Annotated in this window: 24 protein-coding genes; 12 read left to right on the forward strand and 12 right to left on the reverse strand. The window is 75.3% G+C overall.

Annotated features, from left to right (window positions below; all coding sequences use genetic code 11):
* Window positions 1-49: 49 nt before the first annotated feature.
* Window positions 50-1,750, forward strand: a complete 1,701-nt coding sequence (locus OP18_RS37195; protein WP_033363846.1) for a condensation domain-containing protein — start codon at window positions 50-52, stop codon at window positions 1,748-1,750.
* A gap of 84 nt (window positions 1,751-1,834) precedes the next feature.
* Window positions 1,835-2,020: an LPXTG cell wall anchor domain-containing protein gene (locus tag OP18_RS37200; RefSeq protein WP_156090065.1), complete on the forward strand. Its 186-nt coding sequence runs from the start codon at window positions 1,835-1,837 to the stop codon at window positions 2,018-2,020.
* 3 nt (window positions 2,021-2,023) lie between these two features.
* Here the strand turns inward: OP18_RS37200 and OP18_RS37205 are convergent, their stop codons facing one another.
* On the reverse strand, window positions 2,024-2,626 hold the full coding sequence (locus OP18_RS37205) for a TetR/AcrR family transcriptional regulator (protein WP_052387905.1): 603 nt from the start codon (window positions 2,624-2,626) through the stop codon (window positions 2,024-2,026).
* 165 nt (window positions 2,627-2,791) lie between these two features.
* Between OP18_RS37205 and OP18_RS37210 the strand changes: the two genes are divergently transcribed.
* The 5 genes from OP18_RS37210 (at window position 2,792) to OP18_RS57965 (ending at window position 6,450) form a co-directional block, all read left to right on the forward strand.
* Complete coding sequence (locus tag OP18_RS37210; RefSeq protein WP_033363848.1) at window positions 2,792-4,417, forward strand: CocE/NonD family hydrolase; 1,626 nt, start codon at window positions 2,792-2,794, stop codon at window positions 4,415-4,417.
* A 159-nt stretch (window positions 4,418-4,576) separates the two neighbouring features.
* Complete coding sequence (locus OP18_RS37215) at window positions 4,577-5,002, forward strand: hypothetical protein (RefSeq protein ID WP_156090066.1); 426 nt, start codon at window positions 4,577-4,579, stop codon at window positions 5,000-5,002.
* 39 nt (window positions 5,003-5,041) lie between these two features.
* Entirely contained in the window at window positions 5,042-5,443 is a 402-nt protein-coding gene (locus OP18_RS37220) for a hypothetical protein (protein WP_033363850.1), read from the forward strand.
* A gap of 55 nt (window positions 5,444-5,498) precedes the next feature.
* Window positions 5,499-5,801, forward strand: a complete 303-nt coding sequence (locus OP18_RS61180) for a helix-turn-helix domain-containing protein (RefSeq protein WP_081971431.1) — start codon at window positions 5,499-5,501, stop codon at window positions 5,799-5,801.
* Between the two features lie 493 nt (window positions 5,802-6,294).
* Window positions 6,295-6,450 (forward strand): hypothetical protein, encoded by a 156-nt coding sequence (locus OP18_RS57965; RefSeq protein WP_156090067.1) that lies wholly within the window; start codon window positions 6,295-6,297, stop codon window positions 6,448-6,450.
* 692 nt (window positions 6,451-7,142) lie between these two features.
* Here OP18_RS57965 and OP18_RS37230 read toward each other — a convergent pair.
* Window positions 7,143-8,192 carry an aldo/keto reductase gene (locus OP18_RS37230; protein ID WP_033363852.1) on the reverse strand — a complete coding sequence of 350 codons (1,050 nt, stop codon included), beginning with the start codon at window positions 8,190-8,192 and terminating at the stop codon, window positions 7,143-7,145.
* A gap of 27 nt (window positions 8,193-8,219) precedes the next feature.
* Entirely contained in the window at window positions 8,220-8,897 is a 678-nt protein-coding gene (locus tag OP18_RS37235; RefSeq protein ID WP_033363853.1) for a TetR/AcrR family transcriptional regulator C-terminal domain-containing protein, read from the reverse strand.
* Window positions 8,898-8,985: 88 nt separating this feature from the next.
* Between OP18_RS37235 and OP18_RS62075 the strand changes: the two genes are divergently transcribed.
* Window positions 8,986-9,282, forward strand: a complete 297-nt coding sequence (locus OP18_RS62075; protein ID WP_260709514.1) for a DUF4386 domain-containing protein — start codon at window positions 8,986-8,988, stop codon at window positions 9,280-9,282.
* Window positions 9,249-9,677, forward strand: a complete 429-nt coding sequence (locus OP18_RS62080) for a DUF4386 domain-containing protein (protein ID WP_260710623.1) — start codon at window positions 9,249-9,251, stop codon at window positions 9,675-9,677. The genes OP18_RS62075 and OP18_RS62080 overlap by 34 nt, the downstream gene beginning before the upstream one ends.
* 48 nt (window positions 9,678-9,725) lie before the next feature.
* Here the strand turns inward: OP18_RS62080 and cydC are convergent, their stop codons facing one another.
* From cydC to OP18_RS37255, 3 genes are all read right to left on the reverse strand, one after another.
* Window positions 9,726-13,115, reverse strand: coding sequence for a thiol reductant ABC exporter subunit CydC (gene cydC, locus OP18_RS37245; protein WP_033363854.1), 3,390 nt, complete (start codon window positions 13,113-13,115; stop codon window positions 9,726-9,728).
* A 118-nt stretch (window positions 13,116-13,233) separates the two neighbouring features.
* Window positions 13,234-14,250 carry a cytochrome d ubiquinol oxidase subunit II gene (gene cydB / locus OP18_RS37250; protein ID WP_033363855.1) on the reverse strand — a complete coding sequence of 339 codons (1,017 nt, stop codon included), beginning with the start codon at window positions 14,248-14,250 and terminating at the stop codon, window positions 13,234-13,236.
* Between the two features lie 10 nt (window positions 14,251-14,260).
* Window positions 14,261-15,664 carry a cytochrome ubiquinol oxidase subunit I gene (locus OP18_RS37255; RefSeq protein ID WP_033363856.1) on the reverse strand — a complete coding sequence of 468 codons (1,404 nt, stop codon included), beginning with the start codon at window positions 15,662-15,664 and terminating at the stop codon, window positions 14,261-14,263.
* Between the two features lie 83 nt (window positions 15,665-15,747).
* On the opposite strand from OP18_RS37255, the gene OP18_RS37260 reads away from it, so the two are divergent.
* The gene (locus OP18_RS37260) at window positions 15,748-16,116 is read left to right on the forward strand and encodes a BlaI/MecI/CopY family transcriptional regulator (protein WP_033363857.1); all 369 of its coding nucleotides are present in this window, start codon (window positions 15,748-15,750) and stop codon (window positions 16,114-16,116) included.
* Window positions 16,113-17,051 (forward strand): M56 family metallopeptidase, encoded by a 939-nt coding sequence (locus tag OP18_RS37265; RefSeq protein ID WP_033363858.1) that lies wholly within the window; start codon window positions 16,113-16,115, stop codon window positions 17,049-17,051. Before OP18_RS37260 ends, OP18_RS37265 begins: the two co-directional genes overlap by 4 nt.
* Window positions 17,052-17,055: 4 nt before the next feature.
* On the opposite strand, the gene OP18_RS37270 is transcribed toward OP18_RS37265, so the two are convergent.
* The gene (locus tag OP18_RS37270; protein WP_033363859.1) at window positions 17,056-17,343 is read right to left on the reverse strand and encodes a DUF1905 domain-containing protein; all 288 of its coding nucleotides are present in this window, start codon (window positions 17,341-17,343) and stop codon (window positions 17,056-17,058) included.
* A gap of 16 nt (window positions 17,344-17,359) precedes the next feature.
* Window positions 17,360-18,094, reverse strand: coding sequence for a Crp/Fnr family transcriptional regulator (locus OP18_RS37275; protein ID WP_081971432.1), 735 nt, complete (start codon window positions 18,092-18,094; stop codon window positions 17,360-17,362).
* Window positions 18,095-18,193: 99 nt separating this feature from the next.
* On the opposite strand from OP18_RS37275, the gene OP18_RS37280 reads away from it, so the two are divergent.
* Window positions 18,194-18,871, forward strand: coding sequence for a TetR/AcrR family transcriptional regulator (locus tag OP18_RS37280; protein WP_033363860.1), 678 nt, complete (start codon window positions 18,194-18,196; stop codon window positions 18,869-18,871).
* Between the two features lie 74 nt (window positions 18,872-18,945).
* On the opposite strand, the gene OP18_RS37285 is transcribed toward OP18_RS37280, so the two are convergent.
* The 4 genes from OP18_RS37285 to OP18_RS37300 all read right to left on the reverse strand — a co-directional run bounded on the left by OP18_RS37285 (window position 18,946) and on the right by OP18_RS37300 (window position 24,833).
* Window positions 18,946-20,940 (reverse strand): alpha-glucuronidase, encoded by a 1,995-nt coding sequence (locus OP18_RS37285; RefSeq protein ID WP_052387906.1) that lies wholly within the window; start codon window positions 20,938-20,940, stop codon window positions 18,946-18,948.
* 82 nt (window positions 20,941-21,022) lie between these two features.
* On the reverse strand, window positions 21,023-21,691 hold the full coding sequence (locus OP18_RS37290; protein WP_033363861.1) for a hypothetical protein: 669 nt from the start codon (window positions 21,689-21,691) through the stop codon (window positions 21,023-21,025).
* The gene (locus OP18_RS37295) at window positions 21,691-23,190 is read right to left on the reverse strand and encodes a GH39 family glycosyl hydrolase (RefSeq protein ID WP_033363862.1); all 1,500 of its coding nucleotides are present in this window, start codon (window positions 23,188-23,190) and stop codon (window positions 21,691-21,693) included. Before OP18_RS37295 ends, OP18_RS37290 begins: the two co-directional genes overlap by 1 nt.
* A complete protein-coding gene (locus OP18_RS37300) occupies window positions 23,187-24,833 on the reverse strand; it encodes an ABC transporter substrate-binding protein (protein ID WP_033363863.1) in 1,647 nt (548 codons plus the stop codon). The genes OP18_RS37295 and OP18_RS37300 overlap by 4 nt, the downstream gene beginning before the upstream one ends.
* Between the last annotated feature and the right edge of the window lie 11 nt (window positions 24,834-24,844).

The following is a 24,844-nucleotide window of genomic DNA, read 5'->3' on the forward strand; positions in this document are numbered from 1 at the left end:
TGATTCGATGTCGGTGCGCCGCACGCGGTCGAAACGAAAGGACCAGGAAATGGTGCCGTTACGGTTCGAAGGTCACCGCGACGCGGCCGGTCCGCTCACCGCCGGCCAGCGCAACATCGCCAAGTGGCTGCGCAACGCGCCGCTTTCGCCGGCCGCCGTGCTGGAGCACGCCTTCGCCGTCCCGGCGGGCACGACCGTCGAGGACGTGGCGGCGTGCCTGCGGGTGCTGCTGTGCCGGCACGAGGGGCTGCGCAGCACGTACCGGCTCGACGACCCCGGCGAGCAGCGGGTCCTGGCGGCCGGGTCGGTGCCGCTGCTGGTCCGCGACGCCGCTGACGGTGCCGGCGACGCCCGGCGGCTCGTCGCGCTGTGCCGGGCCGAGCCGTTCGACCTCGCCGCCGGGCCGCCGGTGCGCTTCGCGGTCGCCGTCGCCGGCGGTCAGGTCACCGCCGCGGTGATGGTCTGCTCGCACATCGCCGTGGACTTCCAGGCCATCGCGGTGCTGGACGCCGAGTTCGCCGGGATGGTCGGTGACCCGGCCGCCCGGGTGCCCGGCGAGCCGCGCCCGCAGCCGCTGGACCGGGCCGAGCTGGAGCTCAGGCCGGCCCGCCGGCGGCGCATGGACCAGGCGGTGCGGCACTGGGCGCGGGCGCTGCGGGCCGCGCCCGCGCACCCGTACGCCAAGCCACGCACCGGACCGCCGGCCGCGTCCGGCACCGGATCGGGCGCGTACGGGATGTCCTCGCCCGCCGCCGCGATGGCGCTGGAGCACGTCGCGGCCCGCACCGGCGCGAGCCGTCCGGCGATCGTGCTGGCCTCGTTCTGTGCGCTGCTGTCCCGCCGTACCGGCGACGCCACCTGCACGTTCGTGACCCTTTCCGCGAACCGGTTCGAGTCGGACCTGCTGCGCTACGTCGGCACCCTGGCCCAGGCCACGTTCCTGACCGTCGAGGTCGGCGAGTCGGGCTTCGACGCGCTGGTGCGCCGCTGCTTCGGCGCGGTGCTGCAGGCCGGCCTGCACGGCACGTACGACGTGCAGCAGCAGCACGAGCAGTCGGCCCGCATCGCCGCCGAGCGCGGGATCGCGCCCACGTTCGAGCCGATGTTCAACAGCATCGTGATGGACACCCGCGCCCCGGCGCCGGGCCCGCTGCGCGACATCGCCCGCGCCCCGGCCACCGAGACCAGCTGGGTCGACCTGCCCGCCACCGACATCCTGCTGCGCTTCGACCTCGGCAGCGTCGACGGCGCCCTGATCGCCCGGTGCTGGACCGGCGACACCAGCCGGGTGAGCCCGGCGGAGGCGGAGTCGCTGCTGCTCGCCCTGGAGCGGCTCATCATCGCGGCGGCCGGCGGCGACCTCGACCACGCCGGCATCGTCGGCGCGCTCGGCCTGCCGCCCATCGAGCGGCCCGCCGGCTGGCTGCACGTCGACCACTGCTGGGTCGACGTCGCCGAGGTCCAGCGGCTCCTCGACGACGCCCTCGCCCCCGCGGTCTGCCGGGTCTTCGCCGGCGTCGGCGGCGTGCCGCTCACCGCCTACATCGCCGGCGGCCCGGACACGGCGCAGGAGGCGCACCAGCGGTGCCTGGCCGCGCTACGCGGACGGCACGCCGCGATGGCCCCGCAGCGGTACGTCCTCTGTGGACAGTCTCCGGCCGACCCGGACCTGCTCGCCGGCTGGCAGGCCGCACCGGTGCTGGCCGAGGGCTCCGGCCGCGCCGGCGACCTGGCGCTGAGCGCCGTCTGACCGTCCGATCTCCAACAGTCGCGGGACACCACGCCCGGCACGCTGCCATCCTGACGCTTCCATTTCGACGTGACGGAGGCCGACATGGACGCGCCAGCCAGGAAGCGACTGCAGACCGTGGTGGTCGTGGTGTGCGTCGTCGTGGTCGCGATCGCCATGATCGCCGGATTCGGTGACGACTCGGACAGCGAGTACGTCGTCGTCGGCGCCGTCATGGCGTTCCTGGGCATCTGGTCGTGGATCACCGACCGGCGCAGGAAGCGCGACTGACCCTCAGGCCCGCCGCGCCGGGCCGGCCGCCGGGCCGGCCGCCGGGCCGGCCGCCGCGCCGGTGACGCAGACGCCGTCGAGCATCAGGTCGATGGAGCGGGTCGCGGCGTCGGCGTCGGCGGTCTCCACGACGCCCTCGACCATCGTGCACAGCAGGGCCAGGTCGGCCGGGCCGAGGTCGGCGCGGACGTAGCCGTCCTGCTGGGCGCGGCGCAGCGGGCCGGCGAGGGTGGCGATCATCCGTTGCTGGTACCGGTCGCGGGTGGCCCGGTCCAGCCGGCGCACGTGCAGCACCAGCGGGCGCATCGCGATCTGCGTGCGCAGCAGCTCGGCGAGCAGGTCACGGAAGGCGGCCGGGCGGTCGGCGTTGGCGGCCACGTACGCCTCCAGCCGGGCCAGCTCGTGCGCGATGACGGCGGCGGTCAGCGCCTGCCGGTCCGGGAAGTGGCGGTAGAGGGTGGCCTGGCCGACGCCCGCCCGGCGGGCGATCTCCGGGACCAGGACGGTGGTGCGGCGGCTGAGCATCATCTCGGAGGCGGCCTCGACGATCGCCGCGCGGTTGCGCTGCGCGTCCCGGCGACGCGGCGTCTGGGCTCCGTACAGCACCGGCCACACCCCTCCAAAGCGGCATCGCAGCGACATATGTTACCGGCAAGTAACGATAATGTCATGAACTTCAAATTCTCGGTACCCGCTTCTACGCTCCCGCCACCGAGGCATCCGCCCTGACCGACCCGCCTCGGCCCACTCCCGGCCGTCAAAGGAGCGCGCATGGCGAAGCGCCGAACACCCCTGCCCGTCTGCCTGCTGTCCGTGCTCGCCGCCGCCGCGCTCACCGCGGCGGACCCGTCCGCGGCCGCCGCCGCCCCGGCCGCCGCCGTCCCGGTCACCGCGCAGGCCGCGACCGCCGCGGTGCCGACGACGGGGTTCCGGTTCGTCGACGTCACCGGCTCCGGCGGCGTGGTCCTCAAGGCCAACGTGATCGCCCCGTCGGCCGCCGGCCGGTACCCGGCGATCGTCTTCCCCTCCAGCTGGGGACTCAACGACCTCGAGTACATCGCGCAGGCGAAGACCCTCGCCGGGCGCGGCTACGTGGTGGTCTCCTACACCCCGCGCGGCTGGTGGTCCTCCGGCGGCGAGATCGACACCGCCGGGCCGAAGGACATGGCGGACCTGTCGAAGGTCATCGACTGGACGATCGCCAACACCGCCGCCGACCCGTCGCGCATCGGCGCGGCCGGCATCTCGTACGGCGCCGGCATCAGCCTGCTCGGCTCGGCCTTCGACCCGCGCATCCGGGCCGTGGTCATGATGAGCGGGTGGACCGACCTGGTGTACTCGCTGTACGGCGACCAGACCCGCCACCAGCAGTCGGCCGGGCTGCTGCAGCTCGCCGCCGCGCTGCTGGGCAACGCCGGCCCGGACCTGTCCGGCAAGCTCGCCGACTTCACCGCCAACCGCGACATCGCGCAGGTCATGGCGTGGGCCGGTGCCCGCTCCGCGGCGACCTACCTCGACGCGATCAACGCCAACCGCCCGGCGGTCCTCATCGCCAACTCGTGGGGCGACTCGATCTTCCCGCCCAACCAGCTCGTCGACTTCTACGGCCGCCTGGCCGGCCCGAAGCGCCTCGAGCTGCGCCCCGGCGACCACGCCATCGCCGAGCTGACCGGCGTCATCGGCCTGCCCAACGCGGTGTGGAGCAGCGCGTACCGCTGGTTCGACCAGTACCTGGCCGGGATCGACACCGGCATCGCCGGCGAGCCCGGGGTGCTCGTGCAGCCGCACAACGCCGCCACCGAGACGTATCCCGCGTGGTCCTCGCTCAGTTCGAGTGTCCGCCGGTACGGCCTGGGCGAGATCCGCTGGTGGGACGGGACCGGCCTGCTCGGCGGCGCCCCGGGCGGGGGCTGGAGCAAGACCCTGCCGACGGAGCTGAACACCACCGCCGACGGCGGGGTCGTGCTGCTCACCAACGGCGCCGCCGCGCTCACCGGCGTCCTGCCGCAGATCTGGCTGCCGACCGTGGACCGGCTGCGCGCCGGGGTGTGGGCCGCCGAGCGGCCCTCGACGCCGCTGCGCATCCGGGGCGTGCCGAAGGTGCACCTGAACCTGACCGGCACCGCCGCGCAGGGCACCGTGGTCGCGTACCTGTACGACCTGGACAGCCTCGGCAACGCCAAGCTCGTCACGCACGCCCCGGTGACGTGGCTCGGCACCGCCGGCGGCAGCCGCAGCGTCGACGTCGCACTGTCGGCGACCGCGTACGACGTGCCCGCCGGGCACTCGCTGACCCTGGTGGTGGACACGGTCGACCCGCTGTACTACGACGCCAACGCGCCGGGCGGCACGGTCACCGTCGCCGGTGGGTCCTATGTGGACGTGCCGGTCCGCTGACCGCGGCCGGTGCGCCGCTGGTGCGCTGCCCGCCTCCCGGCGGCGCACCGGCGGCGCACCGTCGGCGCGGTGTCGGTGCCGCGACGGCGTGATCCTCGACGCACGGCGGGTGTCGGCGGCCCGACCCACACCCGGGCCGCCGGCACCTACGGTGACCGCATGACGCGCAAGCTCGCCCTGGCCGCCTGCCTCGCCCTGACCCTCACCGGCTGCGGCTTCCCCGGCACCGACCCGTTCGGCTACGGCGACGGCAAGCGCATCAAGGCCGCCGTCGAGCAGCTCTTCGGGGAGCTGGAGCGCGCCGACTACGCCGCGGCCGCGTCGCACTGGTGCGCCGCCGAGCCGCCCGCGTCGCCGCCGACCGCCGACGAGCTGAAGGCGGGCTTCGCCGCCTACCCGCGCCCGTGGCGGGTCAAGCCCGTCACGGCGCAGCACACGCCCGGCGGCACCGGCTTCGTCAACGTGACGCTGACCGACGGCGCGGGCGCCGCGCACCCGTACAACGTCGACTTCACCATGGCCGGGGGTGGCGTCACGGTGTGTGACGTGGACACCGGCACCGTGCACATCGAGGTCGACGTCTGAGGGACCGGCGGTGGCGCGGCCGGGCTATCGTGCCCCGGCATGGGATACGCGTTCAGTTTCGACCCGCCGACCGACGAGGGCTATGCCAGCACCCCGTGCGCCTTCAACGGCGAGCAGATGAACTACGTCCGGCTGATCATGATCGAGGCCGGGGCGATCGCCGGGGACGGCTTCGAGCAGGCGCTGCGCACGCCCGGGCTGGAGCCCGGGGAGCAGACGCTGCGGGCCCGGCGCTTCCAGTACAACGAAGGCCACGTCACCGCGGCCGAGGCGGCGTTCGTCGCCGGGCGGCTGCGCGCCGCCGCCGAGGCGAAGGTCGCCGCCGAGCTGCTGTCGTTCTACGACGAGCACCCCGGCGTCGACCAGGTGACCGCGTGGGTCGAGCAGTTCGCGGCCTTCAACGAGCAGGCCGCCGCGCGCGACGGCTACTACATCTGCTGACGCCCCGGCATCACGCCAGCCGCGATGGCGGAGGGTTTCCGCTGTTGCGGCTGGCGTGGGGACCGTCCTGGCGAGCCTCGCCGCGCAGCTGCGCCAGCTGCGGACCGGGCGCGGGCTGAGCGTCGAGGACCTGGCCGCCGCCAGCGGCGTCAGCCGCAGCATGATCTCCGAAGTGGAGCGCGGCCTGAAGGCACCGAGCGTGCCGGCTGGTCCGGCGGCACGTCCCGGCCGTGCTGGCCGAGGCCGGCATGGGCGTCGAGCACCTGGTCAAGGTGACCACGTACCTGTCGTCCCGGGAGCACCGCGCGCTCAACAGCACCATCCGGCAGGAGGTCCCGGGCGCGCCGGCCCGCCCTGACGATCACCATCACCGGCATCTACGAGGAAGCCTGGCTCCTGGAGATCGACGCGGTCGCGGTCGCCTGACCCCCACGGCGAGCGGTCAGCCCTCCGGCGCGACGGTCAACAGGCCCGGGCCGGACGGCTGGTCAACGGCCCGGCGCCAGGGATGGCCGGCGCACCGGCACGTCGGGCGGTCCCCGGATTCCGCGCCGCGGGCGGTAAGCGGACCCAGCACCGCGGGAATCAGCGAACCCAGCACCGCGGGCGATCGGCGAACCCGGCGCCGCGGGCGATCGGCGAACCCGGCGCCGCGGGCGATCGGCGAACCCAGCACCGCGGGCGATCGGCGAACCCAGCACCGCGGGAATCGGCGAACCCAGCACCGCGGGCGATCGGCGAACCCAGCACCGCGGGCGATCGGCGAACCCGGCGCCGCGGGTAGCCGGCCCGCCGGCACCGCGGGTGGTCAGCGCGCCGTCAGTTCGGCGAGGCCGGCCGACGACGACCGCATGCCCGCCGGTGCGGGCCGCGGCGAGCGCTTCGCCGGCGAGGCGGGGCAGGACTTCGTCGAGGGGACGGCGGCCAACTCCACCGCGACGAGCCGCGCCTCGCCGTCCCGAGCGCCGGGCTGGTCGCCGCCGCCGCACCGGTGCGGCGGCCCTTGACCACGGCGAGCATCGCCCCGCGAGCGGCCGCCGCCACGGTGCGAACAGCGTCAGATCCGTCCCGGCCGCCGCGAAGTCCCGGAGCGCGCCCTCGGCGCCGGCGAGCCGCCCCTACGCCTACGGCGCCGCCTGCGGGCCCGGTGCGCCACCGCTGGTCCCGCCGCCCTGCCCGGGCGTGCCGGGCCACGTGTGGCGCCTCGGCCGCGTCCGCGGGCCCGGCGGGTAGGCGGCGACCGCCACGCGCAGGTCGCCCCGGCGGCGGCATGCGCGCCGTGCACACCGCGCCCGCGTCAGCCCGCGGTTGCAACAGCGCGCCGCGGACCACTCCGCGCGGGACGCGATGCGAGCCGGGCGCCGGGCAGCGCGACCCTCGTCGGTGGCGCAGACGCGGCGCGTTCGCATCAGCAGGCAGCAGGCAGCAGGCAGCAGTCGCGGCGTCGCCCGGCTCCCGGTGATGCCGGCCAGCCCCGGGACGCCTCCGCGAGCTCCAGGGCCCGTGCAGGCGCCCGCGCCGCTCAGGGGTCAGGTGCGCGACGGCGGTCTCGCCGACCAGGTCGTGGACGGCGGCCCGGCCGTCCTCGCCGCGAGCGGGACGGGCCCGGCCCGGCCCGGCGAGCCCGACAGCGTGTCCAGGACCGCACGCCACGGCAAGCCCGGCGGCCCGGGTGCGGAGGAACGCGGCAACGCCGAGGTCACAGGTGCGGGCCGAGCAGGGTCAGGTCCGCCGGGGAGAGCCGGTCCCGCGCGGTCTTCGCCTGGTGCCAGTACGGGTACAGCAGGTTGACGGCGCTGACCTCGTCGAGGCGGCGGCGCTCCTCGTCGCTGAGGACGAGGTCGGCGGCGGCGAGGTTGTCGGCGAGTTGGTCGCCGGTGCGGGCGCCGATGACCAGTGACGTCACCGCGGGCCGGCCCAGGATGTAGGCCAGGGCGACCTGCGCGGCCGACACGCCGTGGCCGGCGCCGATCTCGACGAGCAGCTCGACGGTGTCGTAGAGCTTGTCCTGGTCGTACACCGGCGGCTCGTCCCAGTCGGAGAGGTGCCGGGACCCCGCCGGGGCCTGCTGGCCGCGCCGGTACTTGCCCGACAGCAGCCCGCCGGCGAGCGGGCTCCACACCAGCACGCCGAGGTGCTGGTCGACGGCGGCGGGGATCAGCTCGTACTCCGCGTCGCGGGCCTGCAGGGAGTAGTAGATCTGCTGGCTGACGGGGCGCGGCAGGCCGTGCAGCACGGCGGTGCCGACCGCCTTCATCAGCTGCCACCCGGCGTAGTTGGACAGCCCGACGTAGCGGACCTTGCCGGCGCGCACCAGCAGGTCGAGCGCCTCGAACGTCTCCTGCAGCGGGGTGACGCCATCCCACTCGTGCAGCTGGTAGAGGTCGATGTGGTCGGTGCCGAGCCGGCGCAGGCTCGCCTCGCAGCCGGCGATGACGTGCTGGCGGGACAGCCCGGCGTCGTTGGGGCCGGGCCCCATCGGCATGCGGACCTTCGTGGCGACGAGCACGTCGTCGCGGCGGCCCTTGAGCACCTCGCCGACGATGCGCTCCGACTCGCCGGTCGAGTAGACGTCGGCGGTGTCGATGAGGTTGACCCCGGCGTCGAGGCACTGGTCGACCTGGCGGCGGGCCTCGGCCACGTCGGTGGCGCCCACGGCGGCGAAGCCGCCCTTCCCGCCGAACGTCATCGTGCCCATCGTGAGCACGGAGACCATGAGACCGGACCGGCCGAGCGCGCGATACTCCACCCCGCCACCATACCCAGCCGCGGCGGCTCAGGAGCGCAGCCGGTCCAGCCCGTCCAGGAGCAGGTCGAGGGTGAACTCGAACTCGACCTGGCTGTCGCACCAGCCCAGGGCCGGGTCGCCGGCGGCGTGGACCTCGGCGGCCACCATCGCGGTCAGGTGCGGCATGGTCCGCGCCATCGCGGCGAGCTCCGCCGCCGTCGCCTCGACGTCCATGCTGCCGCCGGCCGTGGCGGGGCTGAACACCTCCTGCGCGAAGCCCAGCGGCATGCTGCCGAACGCGTGCAGCGCCCGGTGGGCGAGGTGGTAGGTGAACCCGCCGCCGACGAGGGTGCCGAGGATCCCGTCGTAGTACGCGAACACGCCGGCCGGGACGGTGCGGCGGGTGCCGAGCAGGCCCGGCGCCCACGGGTGGCGCAGCATGACCTCGCGCGCGGTGAGGAACTGCCGGCGCAGCACCTCCCGCCAGGTCCCGCCGGTCACCGGGGCGACCGCGGCGGCGATCTCCCCGACGACGGTCTCGGCGACGCCGTCGAGCAGGGTCTCCTTGTCGGGCAGGTGGTAGTACAGCGACATCGCCTCGACGCCGAGGTCGACGGCGAGCCGGCGCATCGTCAGCGCCTGGATGCCGTGCCCGTCGGCCAGCGCGACGGCCGCCGCGAGGACCCGCTCGCGACTGAGCGGCGGCCGGTCCGCCCTGCGTGCCACCCGGTGCTCCTCTCGACCCTTGTCACCACCTTACAACGTATGGTTACCTTACGCGGTAAGGTTGCCGCTACCAGCGAAGGATGCCGTCATGGATCCGCTGATCCGCACCGCCCGCGTCACCGGCCTGCTCTATCTCGGCCTCGCCGGCACCGGCGGGCTCGGGTTCCTGCTCGTGCGCTCGCGGCTGTTCGTCGACGGCGACCCGGCCGCGACCCTGGCCAACCTGGTGGCGCACCAGCCCCTCGCCCGCGCCGGCGTGGCCCTGGAGCTGCTCGTCGTGCTCACCCAGGCCCTGCCGCGGTCTGGTTCCACCGGCTGTTCCGCACCGCGCACGAGGCGGCCGCGGCCGGCATCGCCGCGTTCGGCCTCGTCAACGCGGCGCTGATCCTGGGCAGCGCGGCGCTGCTCGGGGCGGCGGCACAGCTGGCCCGCGACCCGTTCGGCGACGCGGCGTCGCTCGTGCAGCTGCTGTACGTGGTGAGCGGCGGCCTCTGGAGCGCCGGCGGGATCTTCTTCGGCCTGTGGCTGATCCCGATGGGCTGGTGCGTGCTGCGCTCGGGGTGGATGCCGCGCGCGCTCGGCTGGATCCTGGTGGGCGGCGGCGTCGGGTACGTGCTCGACACGTTCGTCGGGTACCTCGCGCCAGGGCTGGCCGCCGCCGCGGACGTGCTGGTGGTGCCGGCCACCGCCGGCGAGCTGTGGATGATCGGCCACCTGCTGGTCCGCGGCGTGCGCCGACCGGCTCCACAGCCCGCCCCGCAGCCCGCTCGTCAGCTGTAGTCGACCGAAAAGCCGCCGCCCCGGCGGCGGCACGGTTCCGGGCGGTTGTCAGGCCGGGACGGCGGCGGGTGCGAGGCGGCCGCCGGCGAGGTCGTAGACGGCGTCGACGTGCCCGAGGCCGTCGCGGCGGTGGGTGAGCAGCAGCACCGCGCGGCCGCTCGCGGCGGTGAGCAGGTCGGTCATGAGCGCGGCCGCCTCCTGCTCGTCGAGGCCCTCGGTCGGCTCGTCGAGGATCAGCAGCGCCGGGTCGGCGAGCAGCGCGCGGGCCATCGCGAGGCGGCGGCGCTGCCCGCCGGAGATGGTGGTGCCGCCCTCGCCGAGCCAGGTGTCCAGGCCGTCGGGCAGGGCGGCCAGCCACGGACCGAGGTGGGCGCGGGCGAGCGCGGCGCGCAGGTCGGCGTCGGTGGCCTCGGGCCGGGCCAGGGCCAGGTTCTGCCGGACGGTGGTCGCGAACACGTGGTCCGCGGCGTCACCGACGAGGCCGACCGTGCGGCGCAGCACAGGGTCGGGCAGGTCCCGCAGGTCGGTGCCGCCGAGCATGACCCGGCCGTCGCGCGGGTCCAGCATCCGCACCAGCACGGCCGCGAGGGTCGACTTGCCGCTGCCGGACGCGCCGAGCACCGCGACCCGCCGCCCCGGTGGCAGCTCCAGCTCGAGGCCGTCGAGGGCCGCCGGCCGCCGCGGGTCCCAGCCCGCGCGCAGCCCTTCGACCGACACCGTGACCGCTCCGTCCACTGTGGATGCGGCTGCCGTACCGCCCACCGCCGCCGCCCTCGACGGCGCGGCCGGGCACGGCTGCGCGGCGATCGCGGCGAGGCGGCGGCGGGCCCCGGCCGCGGCGCGCCGGGCGACGGCGGCGGCGGGCAGGGCCAGCAGGGGCTCGGCGAGAGCGACCGCGCCGAGCAGCAGGATCCCGGCGGTCTCGGCCGGGTGCCGGCCGCCGGCGACGGCGAGTGCGGTGCCGGCGACGGCCACGCCGCAGCCGAGCTGGGCCAGGGCCGCCGCGGCGCCCGCCGTGGTCGCGGCGCCGGACTCCAGGCGGGACAGGGCGCGGCTGCGCCGGTCCGGCACGGCGAGCGCGGCCGTGGTGTCGCGCACCGCGAGGTCCTCGACGCCGTCGACGGTCTCGACGACGGCGTCGCGCAGCTGGGCGCGGGCCCGGCCGGTGGCGGCGTCGGTCCGGTCCGCGTGGCGGGCGGCCAGCCACGGCGCGACCCCGCCGGCGACGGCGGCGCCCGCGGCGAGGGCGGCGGCGACCGGCGGCGAGACGGCACAGGCCGCGGCGACGGCGACGGCGACGGCGGTGGCGCCCCACGCGGCGTACGCGGGCAGCCTCCCCCGCAGCACCCCGTCGACCCGGCCGTCCACGTCGTCGACGACCCTGGTGAGCAGGTCGCCACGGCGGTGCAGGGCCGGGCCGGGCACCCGCGGCACCAGGTGGGCGTACACCTCGGCCCGCCACGCCGCGAGCCGGGCGAACGCGACCTCGTGCGAGACGAGCCGTTCGAGGTACCGCAGCAACGGCCGGGCGACGGCGCTGCCGCGCACGAGCACGACGGCCGCGGACAGGGTCAGCACCGGCGGCAGCGCGGCGGCGCGGACGATCAGCCACGTCGCGGCGCCGGTGAGGGTGATGCCGGCCAGCCACGACGCCGCGCCGAGCACGACCGCCGTGACCGGCCGCCGCCCGGCGGCCCGCGCCCAGCCCGGCCCGCCGCCCGCCGGCGTGGGGTCGGGCTCGGACGCGGACATGGGGGCCGGCGCCGGCGGGCCGGCGGTGGCGGCGGGCTGCGGGGTGACGAAGGCGGTGCGGTCGGCGACCGGCGGGGTGAGCAGGACGGTGCGGTCGGCGACCGGCGGCGGGGTGAGCAGGACGGTGCGGTCGGCGACCGGCGGCGGGGTGAGCAGGACGGTGCGGGCCCGCAGCTCGGCGATGACGAGGCGTTCGGCGGCCGCGTCCAGGTGCGCGGTCGGCTCGTCCAGCAGCACGACCGCCGGGCCGGCGGCGGCCTGCCGCAGCAGCCGGGCCAGGGCGAGCCGCTGCCGCTGCCCGGACGAGAGGCCCTGGCCGCGTTCGCCGAGCGGGCTCCGCAGCCCGTCCGGCATGGCGAGGACCTCCGCGTCGAGCCCGACGGTCCGCAGCGCGGCGAGCAGCTCGCCGTCGCCCGGGCGGTCCTCACCGTCGAGGGTGAGCGCCCCGGCCACGGTCCGCGCGTGCGGCAGCGTCGGCTCCTGCGGCAGGTACAGGGGGCGGCCGCCGGCCTCGAACGTGCCGGCGAGCACCGGCTGCAGCCCGGCCAGGACCCGCAGCGTGGTGGTCTTGCCCGCCCCGGACGGCCCGCGCAGCGCGACGAGCTCTCCACCGTGGACGCTGAGCGACGGCAGGGACAGCGCGTCGACGGCGGCGCCGGGGTGCCGCACCCGCAGCCCGGCCGCCACGACGCCCACGGCCGCACCCGGCGCCGGAGCGCCGGCGCCGGCCGGGGCGAGGATCTCGTCGACGTCGGCGATGACGGCGCCCGCGTCGGCGCTGGCGTGGAAGCGGGCCGCGACCTCGCGCAGCGGGCGGTACGCCTCCGGGGCCAGCAGGATGACCAGCAGCGCCGGGGCGAGGTCGAGCCGGCCGGCGGCGACCCGCAGCCCCGCCTCGACGGCGACGAGGCCGACGGACAGCGTGCCGACCAGGTCGAGCGCGGTCGAGGAGAGGAACGCGACCCGCAGCACCCGCACGGTCGCGGCCCGGTGCCCGTCGGTCATCCGGCGCACCGCGGCGATCTGGCGCTCGGCGCGGCCGTACAGGCGCAGCGTCGCGATGCCGCGCACGGCGTCGAGGAAATGTCCGGCCAGGCGCGCGCCGGCCTGCCAGCGGTCCTGGGCGCGCCGCTGGGTGGCCCAGCCGATGAGGGCGCCGAGCAGCGGCACGAGCGGCAGCGTGACCAGCACGATGACGGCCGAGGCCGGGTCGACGACGAGCATGGTGGCCACCACGAGCGGCGGCAGCGCCACCCCGAGGACGAGCGACGGCAGGTATCCGCTGAACCACGGCCGCAGCGCGTCGAGGCCGCCGCCGAGGACGGCGACGAGCCGGCCGGTGCCGTACCCGGCGACCCAGGCGGGTCCGCGGCGCAGCGCGGCGTGCAGCACCGAGCGGCGCAGCTCGTCGGTGACCCTGGCGGCGGTGCGCTGCCCGGCCACCTGCTCGGCCCAGGTGAGCGCGGCCCGGGCGGCGTACACCGCGGCGAGCGCGGCCAGCGGCCAGGCACCGACGGTGCGGGGGCCCGGGCCGGCCAGGGTGCCGACGATCCCGGTGAGGATCACCGCGAGCACCACCGTCGCGGCGGCCTGGGCGGCGCCGATCGCGGCGAGCACGGCGATCCCGGCGCGGCTGGTCCGCGCGTGCCGCAACAACCGCGGGTCCACCGGTCCCCGCGCGCTCACGACGCCACCTCCGCTACGCTCCGGCCCGCTCACGACGCCACCTCCGCTACGCTCCGGCGCCGCCGCGAGCCAACACTGAGCCCATGGCTCGCGGCTCCTCCGCTGCGCTCCGGCCCGCTCACGAGGCGACCCGTTCGCTGGCGACCCGGTTGCGGAACACGCGGTACGACCACGCCTGGTACACCAGCACCCCGGGCAGCACCACGACGCCGGCGAGGCTGAGCAGCCGCAGCGCGGAGCCGGTCGCGGCGGCGTCGCGCATGGTGAGCGAGAACGCGCCCGACACGGTGCTGGGCAGCACGACGTCGCCGTTGGCGGTGAGGGCGGCCACGACGGCCCCGGCGACGGCGGCGGCGGTCAGCGCGAACGCCGCCGCCTCCCACCGCGTGCCCGGCCGGCGGGTCAGCACGGCCAGCCCGGCGAGGAACAGCGCGGCGACGGAGGCGACGGCGGCGGTGCCGGTCGCCCCGGCGAGGGCCGCGCCGCCGGCGGCGAGGAGCGCGGCGGCCGCGGCGGCCAGGGAGACCCGGCGGGCCAGCAGCGCGGCCCGGCGGCGCACCGGGCCGGTGGTGCGCAGCGCCAGGAACGTCGCGCCGAGCAGCACCGCGGCGGTCAGGGCGAGCAGCGCGCCCAGGGCGGCGGCCGGGGTGAGCACCGGCGCGAGGGTGCGGCCGAGCCCACCGCCGGTGACCTCGCCGCCCGCGCCGAGGGCGAGGCCGCGCACGAAGACGGTCAGCACGGCGCCCCACAGCAGCACGACCCCGGCGGAGCAGGCGGCGAGGGCCGCGTCGCAGCGGCGGCGCCAGCGCGGGTCGTCGTGCTTGCCGCGGAACTCCAGGGCCACGCCGCGCCCGGCGAGCAGCAGCAGGATCGCCACCATCGGCAGGTACAGACCGGACAGCAGGGCCGCGTACCAGCCGGGGAAGGCGGCGAAGGTGACGCCGATCGCGGCGACGAGCCACACCTCGTTGCCGTCCCAGAACGGGCCGATGGTGCGCACCGCGGCGGCGCGTTCGTGCTCGTCCCGGCCGAGCATTGGGCTGAGCAGGCCGACGCCGAAGTCGAAGCCCTCCAGGACGAAGAACAGCACCCAGCAGAGCACGACGAGGGCGTACCAGATGACGACGAGATCCATGTCGGGCTCCTCAGTAGCTCAGGGCCGGTTCGGCGGCGGCTTCATCGGCCTGGCGGGGGCGGTCGAGCGGGCGGCGCGCGAGGTGGCGCACCAGGCGCAGCCAGACGACGGCGAGGATGCCGTAGACGGCCGCGAAGCCGAGCAGGGACGCCAGGACCTCGCCGCTGGTGAGGCCCGGGGAGATGCCGTCGGCGACCTTCGACAGGCCGAACGCGATCCACGGCTGCCGGGCGGTCTCGGTGAAGATCCAGCCGAGGCTGTTCGCGGCGGCCGGCAGCAGCGGCAGCAGCGGCGCGGCCCGCACGATCCACCCGTCGGGGCGCCGGCCGCGGCGGGTGCGCCACAGGTAGACGGCGGCGAACAGCATGGCGAGCATGCCGGCGCCGATCATCGCGCGGAACGTCCAGAACGCCACCGGGACCATCGGGATGTAGCTGCCGGCACCGTACGCGGCGCTGTACTGCGCCTGCAGGTCGTCGATGCCGGCGACGGTCGCGTTCGGGTCGCCGTAGGCGAGGATCGACAGCAGGTGCGGGATCTCGATGCTGAGGAACGGCTCGCCGCCGTCGGGGCCGCCGACCGCGAAGACGGAGAACGGCGCGCCGGTCGTGGTGGAGTACAGGGCCTCGGCGGCGGCCATCTTCATCGGCTGCACCTGGGTGATGACCTTGCCGAGGTGGTCGCCGGTGACGGCGGTGAGGGCGCCGCCGGCCACGGTCATCCAGGCGCCGACCCTGGCGAGGGTGCCGAAGGCGGCGGCGTCACCGTCCGCGGGGCCCCGGCGCGGCCAGGCGCGCCACACGCCGACGGCGAGCAGCAGCGCGCCGCCGACCATCACGGCGCCGGCCATGGTGTGCGGAAACGCGGCGAGGTTGACCTCGTTGAGCAGCAGCTCGCGGAAGCTGGTGAGGTGGGCGCGGCCGGTGACCGGGTCCAGCTCGTAGGCGACCGGGTGCTGCATGAACGAGTTCGCGGCCAGGATGATGAACGCCGACAGCAGCGTGCCGACCGCGACCACGACGATGGTTGTGAGGTGGACCCGGCGGGACAGCCGGTCCCAGCCGAAGTACCACAGCGCCAGGAACGTCGCCTCGAGGAAGAACGCGAGCATGCCCTCGATGGCGAGGGTGGGGCCGAACACGTCGCCGTAGAAGCGGGCGAAGCCGCTCCAGGCCAGGCCGAACTGGAACTCCTGGACCAGGCCGGTGACCACGCCGACGGCGAAGGTGACGATGAGCAGCTTGCCCACGAGCAGCGTCAGCTGCCGGTACCGGTCCTGGCCGGTGCGCAGCCAGGCGATCTGCAGCCCGGCGGTGGCCGCGGACAGGCTGATCGACAGCGGCACGAACAGGTAGTGGTAGATCGTGACGACGGCGAACTGCAGCCGGGTCAGGTCGAGCACGTCGAGTCCCATGCGACTCCCCCTCTACGACACTTCGTAGTAGATACTACGACCTGTAGTACGACGTGCGCCGTAATCCGGATTACACTTGGGGCATGGCCGGACTGGGAGATCTTGAGCGCGAGGTGATGGCGCGCCTGTGGGACGCCGGCGAGCCGCTGACGGTCCGGCAGGTGCACGAGCGGCTCGACCCGGACCGGGGCCTGGCCTACACCACCGTGATGACCGTGCTGGACCGCCTCGCCAAGAAGGGCGTGGTCACCCAGCAGAAGGCGGACCGCGCCTACCGGTACGCGGCGGCCCAGACCCGCGAGGAGATGACCGCGGCGCTCATGCTCGACGCGCTCAGCGCCGCCCCGGACGGCGCGGCCCGCGACGCCGCCCTGGCCCACTTCGTCGGCCGGGTCGGCCCGGCCGGCGCCGCCGCGCTCGCCGCCGCGCTGAAGGCCGCCGAGGGCCGGTGACCGCGCTCCTGCTAGGGGCGCTCGGCCTCACCCTGTCGCTGGTCGTGCCCGGCCCCCTCGCACGGGCGCGCTGGACGGCCCGGGCGCCGGGGGCCACCGTCGCGCTGTGGCAGTCGGTCACCCTGGCCGCGGTGCTGTGCGCCCTCGGCGTCGTGCTCGCCGGCCCCGAGGAGCTGGTGCGGGCGCGCGGCGCCGACCAGACCCTGGCCGTGGCGGCGCTCGTCGCGGCCCTGGCGGTGGCCGGCGTCATCGTCGTGCGGCTGCTGGTGTCGGTCGGCCTGGTGGCGTACCGGTCCAGGGTCCGCCGGGCCCGGCACCGCCTCATCGCCGACCTGCTCGACCGGGCCGAGGAGCACGCGTCCTTCGACGCCGAGGTGCCCGCCGGCGCGCTGCGAGTCCTCGACGGCGGGCTGCCGTTCGCGTACTGCGTGCCGGGCCGCTCGCCGCGCATCGTGCTGAGCCAGGGCACGCTGCGGGTGCTGGACCCGCCGCAGGTGACCGCGGTGCTCGCGCACGAGCGGGCGCACCTGCGGGCCCGCCACGACGTGGTGATGGAGTCCTTCACCGCCTTCTACCGGGCGGTGCCGGCCCCGCTGCGCAGCCGCGCCCCGCTCGACGCCGTGCACCTGCTGCTGGAGGCCCTGGCCGACGACGCGGCCCGCCGGCGGCACGGCACCGAGCCGCTGCGGGAGGCGCTGCGGGCGCTCGGCGGCCCCGTCGGCGCCCCGGCCGGCGACCTGGAGCTCGACGGCGACGGCCGGGACACCGAGCGGGAGCGCCGGTGGCGGCTGGACCGGCTGGCGCCGGACGCGCCGGGCACCGACGGGCGGCTCAGCGCGGCCGTCTACGCCCTCGCCGCCGCGATCCTCGTGCTGCCCACGGTGCTGCTCGTGGTGCCCTGGCTCGGCCAGGCGCTGCGCACCTGGCCGCTGTGAACGCTCAGACCGCGACGGTCAGCCGGATCGTGACGGTGTCGCCGAGGTCGATCTCCTCGGCCCGGCGCACCCGGTCCTTGAGCGGCACGACGTAGCCGCCGTCCTTGGGGAACAGCGACGTCGTCCACCGGGTGCCGCCGATGCGCGCCGCGACCGGGATCATGCCCCAGCCGTAGGTGACCAGCGCCGCGGCGGCCCGCAGCGCCGCGCACTCGTCGGCGGGCACGGTCACGAAGTGGAAGGGTGACGGGCCGCGCCAGAACCACACCTCGCCGCTGAACTCCAGGTCCACCGGACCACAGTAGGGCTCAGCGGCGCCGGCCGTGCTGCGCGCGCCGCGCGAGGGGCGCGTTGTCGAGGATGACCACGCACTTGTGCTCCAGGCGCAGCCAGCCCCGGCCGGCGTAGTCGGCGAGGACCTTGTTCACCGACTCGCGGGAGGCGCCGACGAACTGCGCCAGCTCCGACTGGGTGAGGTCGTGCACGACCCGGGTGGCGCCGCCCTCGGCGACGCCGAAGCGCTGCGCGAGCTGGATGAGCCGGCTGGCGACCCGGCCGGGCACGTCGCTGAAGAGCCGGTCGTCGACGGCGGCGCGGTGGCCGCGGATGCCGCGCGCGATCACCCGCAGCAGCTGCTCCGCCACGTGCGGGTGCAGGGCGACCCACCGGTCCAGGACCGGCTTGGGCAGCACGGCGAGCCGGGCGTCGGACACGACGGTGGCGGCGGCGACCCGCGGGCCGCCGTCGAGCAGCTCGAAGTCGCCGAAGTGGTCGGTGGGGCCGAGCAGCGCCATGAGCCCCTCGCGGCCGTCGCGGGAGCGGCGGCTGAGCTTCACCTTGCCGCTCAGCACGATGTAGAGCCGGTCGCCGGGGTCACCCTCGGTGAACAGCACCGTGCCGCGCTCGGCGCGCACCGGCTCGAACTCGGCGGCGAGCGCCGCGGCCGCGCCCGGGTCGATGCTGCGGAACAGGTCCGTGGAGCGCAGCACCGGGTCGGCGGCGAGCCCGGCGGGCGCGGTGCTGGGTGGAAACGTCAGGACCATGAGCCCTCCCCGAGCCAGGTGGTACTGAGTACCATTGCGACGGTACCCGATACCGGAACCGGAAAGCAACAGCTCAGACCGATGCGCGAGGATGGGACCGTGACCGGGATTCCCGTACGAGACCGTCTTGTCGATGCCGCCCTCGAGCTGTTCGACGAGCGCGGCTACGAGCAGACGACGGCCGACGACATCGCCGACCGGGCGGGCGTCGGGCGGACCACCCTCTTCCGCCACTACCGGTCGAAGGAGGACGTGATCTTCCCGGATCACGACCGGCTCCTCGCGGCCGTCAAGGACCGCCTCGCCACGTCGAGCGCCGACACCGCGATCGTGGCCGTGACCGAGGCCGTGCGGCTGGTGCTGCTGCGGTACGTCGAGGAGGACGACCGGGCCCGCCGGCGCTACGCGCTCACCAGCCGCATCTCGACGCTGCGCGACCGGGAGATCGCCAGCGTCGCGCGGTACCAGCGGCTGTTCCGGGAGTTCATCGCCGAGTGGATGGGGCCCGACCCCGGCGCGGCGCTGCGGGCCGAGCTGATGGCCGCCGCCGTCGTCTCCGCCCACAACCACGTGCTGCGGCGGTGGCTGCGGCGCGACACCACCGAGCCGGCCGCCGAGCTCGACGCCGCCATGGCCCAGGTGGTGGCGCTGTTCACCGCCCCCGAGCCGGCCCCGGGCACGCCCAACGGCGGGAGCACCGCCGTGATCGTGCTGCACGACCGGCGCGACCCCGAGTACGTGGCGGCCACGATCCGGCGGGCGCTGCAGGAGGCCTGAGCACCCGCCGGCGGCCGGGTCGGGCGGCGGTGCGGCCGGTCACGGCGAGCCCGGCACGCCCGGGGCTCGGGCGGTCAGTGGATGCGGCGGCCGTGCGCGTCCGGGACGCCGGACTTGCGGTGGAAGTACGTGTTGATCTGGTCGCGCCACTCGCGCGCGCTGCGCACCTGCTCGTCGAGGCGCTCCGCGACCCGTCCGGCCACCGCCGGGTCGACCAGCCCGGCCGGCAGCTGCGCCCATCGTTGCCGCATCCGCTCCGCCTCCTGCGCGCCGGCGAAGTGCGTGTCGTAGATGTGCTGGATGACGGTGGTGCCGTCGTGCAGGACGTGGCCGTAGGGCACGTGGTGGAAGAACAGCAGCAGCTCGTCAGGGCACTCGGCGGGCGAGCCGTAGACGCGTGACCACGCCGGTGGGTACTGGCCGGCGAAGCCGGTGCCGGTGGCGGTGCTGCGGTCCACGCCGACGCCGTCGCGGTCGGCGAAGTGGTAGGTGCCCCACGGCGTGTACTCGTAGCCGTCGACGTCGGGACCGTAGTGGTCCCCGGGCCGGACCATGAACCCGACGCCGAGCGGCGCGGTGTACCGCTCGTACGTGCGCCACGAGTCGTCCATGACCGCGTGCAGGGTGCCGCGCAGCAGCGCCGGGTCGGCGGTCGTGTCCGGCGCGAACGTCAGGTCGATCCACTCGTCGAGCACGGCGACCGGGTCGAGGTGCGGGTCCCAGGTGAGCCGGCCGAACGCGTACAGGTTCGCCTGGGCGAGCGGGTGCCCGGTCCAGAACGGGTCGTCGCCGGCGTTGGAGACCGCGACGAGCCCGTCGGCGACCCCGGCGACCGCCGGCCCGTCCGCGCCCCACGGCGCGAAGCCGAGCACCTCCCGCCACATCGGACCGAGGTGGCACACGTGCCGCTGCTGGCCGGTGTACTCCTGGGTCGCCTGCAGCTCCACGGCGACCCGGGTGCCGGGCATCGCGGCGATGACCGGCGACACCGGCTCGCGGACCTGGAAGTCGACCGGGCCGTGCTTCACCTGCAGCACGACGTTGTCCAGGAACTGCCCGTCGAGCGGGGCGAAGTGGTCGTAGGCGGCGCGGGCCCGGTCGGTGCCGCGGTCGCGCCAGTCCTGCCGGTGGTTGTAGACGAACGCCCGCCAGTGCACGACACCGCCGTGCGGGGCGAGCGCGGCGGCGAGCGCGTTCGCCCCGTCGGCGTGGCTGCGGCCGTACGCGAACGGTCCGGGCTGCCCTTCCGAGTCGGCCTTCACGACGTACCCGCCGAAATCGGGGATCGCCTCGTAGACCCGGTCCGTGGCCAGCGCCCACCAGGCCGTCACCCGCGGGTCGAGGGGGTCGGCGGTGCCGAGGTCGCGGGCCGGCGCGGCGAAGCTCACCGACAGGTGGACGCGGATGCCGTACGGGCGCAGCACGTCGGCCAGGGTGACCACGTCGCCGAGCCGGTCGGTCAGCAGCAGCGCCTCGGTCGCGTGCACGTTGACGTTGTTCACGGACACGGCGTTGACCCCGACCGAGGCGAGCAGCCGAGCGTAGGCGGCGGCGCGGGACAGGTCGGCGCGCAGCGCGCCGTCGTGCCAGAAGAGCGACCCGCCGGCGTAGCCGCGCTCGACCTGCCCCATGACGGGGTGCACGTCGACGTTGTCCCAGTGCTGCACCATCCGCCGCTCGTACGCCGGCCGGTGCACCCGCGGCGGGAACGGCGCGCCGAAGGCGGCCTCGCCCAACCGGGCGACGTGGAACAGCCCGTAGAGCAGCCCGGCGCCGTCGCCGGCGGCGACGGTGGTGACACCCGCCGCCCGGGACACGGTGAAACCGTCCGGGGGCTGCGCCGGGGCGAGCGCCAGGACGAGGTCGGGCGGGCCGTCACCGTCGCCGCCGTGGTCCGCGCGGGCCCGCGCCACCTCGGCGCGCACCGTCGCCACGAGCGGCCCGTCGCCGTGCACCTGGACGCGGCGGCGGCCGACGGCCCGCATCGCCGACGGCGGCAGCCAGGCCGGATGCACGCCGCCGGACACGCCCGGGACGCCGCCGGGTGTGTCGCGCTCCGGTCCCGTCATGACCACGCCGCCTCCAGGGTCAGGGGCACGGACGCCTCCGGGCCGGCGGGCGGACCGTCCATGCGGGAGTGGCAACGGGTGGTCACGCCACGAACCGTTCCGTGATGCCGTTGATCATGGGGCGGGTGACGGACAGCAGCGCGGCAGTGAACGCCGAGCCGAGCAGCAGCAGGACCGCCTCGGAGGTCAGCGCGGTGACCGCGGCGGCGGCGAGCAGCAGCCCCGCGGTGCCGAGGGCGACGGCGGGCCGGCCGGCGACGAAGTGCACGGCGAGGCGCAGCACGTCGACCGGCCGGAACTCGAACAGCGACACGATGACCAGGGCGGCGAGGCCGAGCAGGGTGACCGCCGCGGCGACGACCACGAGCAGCGCCGACCACCACACCGGCACCCCGGCGGCCTCCCGGTGCGTGAGGCTGACCGCGACCACGGCCAGGACCGCCAGCAGCGGCACCCAGATCCGCAGTGCGGCGCCGACGTTGCGCCGGTAGCCGCGCCCGAACGCGGCGGCGGGGCGCAGGTCGGTGAGGTCGGCGGGCTGCCGGTGCAGCGCGTAGACGGCGGCGGACAGGGCCGGGCCGGCCGGCAGCGCGCACAGCAGGAACAGCGGGACGTTGCTGGCGTCCCGGTCGAGCAGCACGAGCAGCGCCAGGCCGGGCGCGGTGGTGGCGACGAGCGCCGCCTCCACCACGAGCAGCGTGTAGGTGCGCGCCGCGAGCCGGGACAGCGGCCCGGTGCCGAAGCGGCGCATCACGGGCCGCCCGCGCCGAGCAGCCGGTCCTCGTCCCACCACGGCGGGGTCTCGTCGTGCACGGCGGTGACCTCCACCAGGGTCACCTCGTGCGCGGCGAGGGTGAGGTCGAGGCAGGCCAGGCCGGCGGCGACGGGCACGGTGTGGTGCCGCCGGGCCGGCTCCGCCGCCTCGCGCAGCGCGTCGAGCTGCCGGGGCCGGGGCGAGCGGGGGCTGCCCATGTCCCGCCACGCGGCCCACACGTTGCCCGCCTCCTCCGACACCGAGGAGCGGGCCACATAGGCCGTGCCGGTGCCGGGCGGCCCGACCGGCACGGACAGCCGGACCCGGTGCCCGGTGACGGGCGCGGCCAGCCCGGTGTGGTCGACCGGCGCCCAGGCCAGGACGGTGACCCGGCCGTCGCCGTCGCGGGTCACCAGGTGGTCCTCGCCGCGGGCGAGCACCTCGTCGCCCATCCGGGCCAGGAACGCGTACAGGTGGAACGTCGGCTTGCGGATCTGGCGGTGGGTGAGCAGCCCGAACCCGCCGTGGAACAGCGACACCGGGATGCCGTTCTCCTCGAACACGTCGCTGAACGTCCAGTAGGAGAACGAGTCGACGAGGTCGCCCCCGGCGGCCACGACCGGTGCCAGGTAGGCGGCGTGGAACGCGGTGTCGTGCACCGGGTTGTCGGGCCGGTAGGAGGAGTTGAACTCGGTGATGTGCACCGGCAGGCCGGCCAGCGGGGTGCCGGCCAGCTGCCGGCGCGGCGCGCCGAACTGGGTCAGCAGCGTCGCGGCCGGCGCGAGGGTCTGGTGCACGCCGAAGGGTACGTGCTGGGCGGTGCCGGAGGTGTAGCCGTGCCGGCTGACGAAGTCGACCGGCACGTCGCGGGCGGTGACGAACTCGGCGAACCGCGGCAGCCACCCGTCGTCCGCGCCCGGCGACAGGGCCGGGCCGCCGACCTGCAGCCCGGCGTCGACGTCCTTCACCGCGAGGGCGGTGGCCTCGTACAGCTCGTGGTAGGCGTCCTGGTCCGCGTGCTGCCAGAAGACGTCGAGGTCCGGCTCGTTCCAGACCTCGATCGGCCACCGGCGCACCTCGTCGATGCCGTACCGGTCGACGAGGTGCGTAACGGTGGCGCGGACCAGCGCCGCCCACTCGGTGCGGGAGCTGGGCGGCGTGACGTTGCCCCGCCACCAGAACACGGTCTGGTCGCCGGAGGCCAGCCCCGGCGGGGTGAACCCGAGCTCGACGAACGGCCGGATGCCCAGCTCCAGGTAGGCGTCGATGACCTGGTCGACGTAGGTGAACGCGTGCAGCACGTGCCGCGCGCCGCCGTGGTCGTAGGGCCGGTGCACACCCATGCCGTCGCTGAACAGCCCGTGCTGGCGCACGTACCGGAACCCGATCTCGCGTTGCAGCAGCGCCAGGGAGTCCTGGTAGTCGCGGCGCAGCGCGAGGTCGAAGCGGCCGGCACCGATGCAGTACCGCCAGGCGTCGCCGAGCCTCCCGGTCATCCGTGGTTCTTCTTGTACCGGTTGTAGGCGGCGTTCACGACCTCGACGTACCGGGTCATGTTCTTGCCCTTGAGCTCGCCGACGTACGCGTCCCACTCGCTGAGGGGCCGCTGGCCGAGGATGAACTTCAGCGTCTGCTGGTTCACGTGGTCCTTCAGCGCCGTCTCCCACAGCGTCACCTGCTCCCGCTCCTCGGCGTTGAGCGGGCGCGGCGGGGGCAGCGGCTGGTTCTTGCGGGCGCTCATCACGTCCTGGATCGCCTGCTCCTCCTTGGGGAACTGGGAGTTGCGCAGCTTGGTGGGGCCGCCGTAGCTGAACACGCCGTTGAGGAAGCCGTACTCGACCTGGAGGTTCTTCGTGCCGGACGGGTTCAGCCCACCCCAGTTGACGTCCGGGGCGAGCTTGAACGTGCCGTCGTCGACGCTGCCGGTGTACGTGGTGCCCTCCACGCCCCACTTGGCGAACAGCTTGCCCTGGGGCGAGTAGTACAGCCAGTCCATGAACTGCATCAGGGCGACGAAGTTCTTGCTGTCGCGCGCCTTCGACGAAATCATGACGCCGCTCTCCAGGCGGAGGCCGGCCTTCGTGTCGCCCATCGGGCCGGTCGGCGCGGGGATCTTCGCGACGGTCGCGCCGGCGATCTTCGCGATGCTCGGCCGCAGCTCGTTCACCAGGGTCTGCGCGTTGCAGCTGATCACGAACGACTTGCCGTTGGCGAACTTCTGCCTGGCGAGGTCGTCGGACTGGGTGAAGCTCTCCGGGTCGACGAGCTTCTCGGTGACGAGCGAGTTGAGGTATTCGACCATCTGCTTGTACTGCGGGGAGGCGCCGGTGTAGACGAACGCCTTCGCCGCGTCGTCCCATTTGGCGTGCTGGTAGGTCCAGCCGGCCTGGACGCCGTACGCGGTGCCGACGATCGACAGCAGGCTGTTGGCGCCGGGGTTGGGCGGGGTGCTCCACCGGTCCGACAGCGGGTACACGTCCGGGTGCGCGGCCTTCATCGCCCGCAGCACGGTGCGCAGGTCCTCCCAGGTCTTCGGCACCTGCAGGTTGAGCTGCTGCAGCACGTCGGTGCGCATCGCCAGGGAGTACTCGGACCAGACGTCCTCGTGCAGGCCGGGCAGCAGGTAGAACTTGCCGTCCTCCTGCCGGTACGCGTCGAGGTCGGGCTGCAGGTTCCACTTGGCGACCTGGTCGCGGAAGTTCGGCATCAGGTCGAGGTGGTCGCTGACGGGCAGGATCGCCCCGCTGGCGATGTACGCCTCCTCGTCGGGGTGGTACGTCTTCGGGATGATCATCGGGGCGTCGCCGGCGGCGACCATGACGCTGCGCTTCTGGTTGTAGTCGCTGCCCGGCACGACGGTCGCCTGCAGCGTCACGTTGGTGCGCTTGGTGAGCTCCTTGAAGAACAGCCAGTCGGCCTTGTACGGGTACGCCGAGTTGCTCAGCACCATGATGGAGAAGTTCAGCGGCTGGGTGGCGGTGAACTGCTGGCCGAGGCCGTAGGCGTCCATGGCGCCGTCACGGTGCCCGGTGTAGTCCTGCCCCTTCGACGGGTCGTCGTCGTCGCCGCAGCCGGCGAGGGCGACCACCGCGGCGGCGCCGCACGCGCCGAACAGGGCACGCCTGGAAACCTGGTGCATGGGGGACTCCT

The sequence above is a fragment of the Dactylosporangium aurantiacum genome (assembly GCF_000716715.1).
Classification (GTDB): Bacteria; Actinomycetota; Actinomycetes; order Mycobacteriales; family Micromonosporaceae; genus Dactylosporangium; species Dactylosporangium aurantiacum.

Coding starts and splice junctions, on each gene's coding strand:
- OP18_RS37260 (WP_033363857.1), top strand. CDS start 15,748: ATGGCCGGACTGGGAGATCTTGAGCGCGAGGTGATGGCGCGCCTGTGG.
- OP18_RS37215 (WP_156090066.1), top strand. CDS start 4,577: ATGACGCGCAAGCTCGCCCTGGCCGCCTGCCTCGCCCTGACCCTCACC.
- OP18_RS37200 (WP_156090065.1), top strand. CDS start 1,835: ATGGACGCGCCAGCCAGGAAGCGACTGCAGACCGTGGTGGTCGTGGTG.
- OP18_RS37195 (WP_033363846.1), top strand. CDS start 50: ATGGTGCCGTTACGGTTCGAAGGTCACCGCGACGCGGCCGGTCCGCTC.
- OP18_RS37295 (WP_033363862.1), bottom strand. CDS start 23,190: ATGACCGGGAGGCTCGGCGACGCCTGGCGGTACTGCATCGGTGCCGGC.
- OP18_RS37255 (WP_033363856.1), bottom strand. CDS start 15,664: ATGGGACTCGACGTGCTCGACCTGACCCGGCTGCAGTTCGCCGTCGTC.
- OP18_RS62075 (WP_260709514.1), top strand. CDS start 8,986: ATGGATCCGCTGATCCGCACCGCCCGCGTCACCGGCCTGCTCTATCTC.
- OP18_RS37210 (WP_033363848.1), top strand. CDS start 2,792: ATGGCGAAGCGCCGAACACCCCTGCCCGTCTGCCTGCTGTCCGTGCTC.
- OP18_RS37285 (WP_052387906.1), bottom strand. CDS start 20,940: ATGACGGGACCGGAGCGCGACACACCCGGCGGCGTCCCGGGCGTGTCC.
- cydB (WP_033363855.1), bottom strand. CDS start 14,250: ATGGATCTCGTCGTCATCTGGTACGCCCTCGTCGTGCTCTGCTGGGTG.
- OP18_RS37220 (WP_033363850.1), top strand. CDS start 5,042: ATGGGATACGCGTTCAGTTTCGACCCGCCGACCGACGAGGGCTATGCC.
- OP18_RS57965 (WP_156090067.1), top strand. CDS start 6,295: ATGCCCGCCGGTGCGGGCCGCGGCGAGCGCTTCGCCGGCGAGGCGGGG.
- OP18_RS37300 (WP_033363863.1), bottom strand. CDS start 24,833: ATGCACCAGGTTTCCAGGCGTGCCCTGTTCGGCGCGTGCGGCGCCGCC.
- OP18_RS37275 (WP_081971432.1), bottom strand. CDS start 18,094: ATGGTCCTGACGTTTCCACCCAGCACCGCGCCCGCCGGGCTCGCCGCC.
- OP18_RS37290 (WP_033363861.1), bottom strand. CDS start 21,691: ATGCGCCGCTTCGGCACCGGGCCGCTGTCCCGGCTCGCGGCGCGCACC.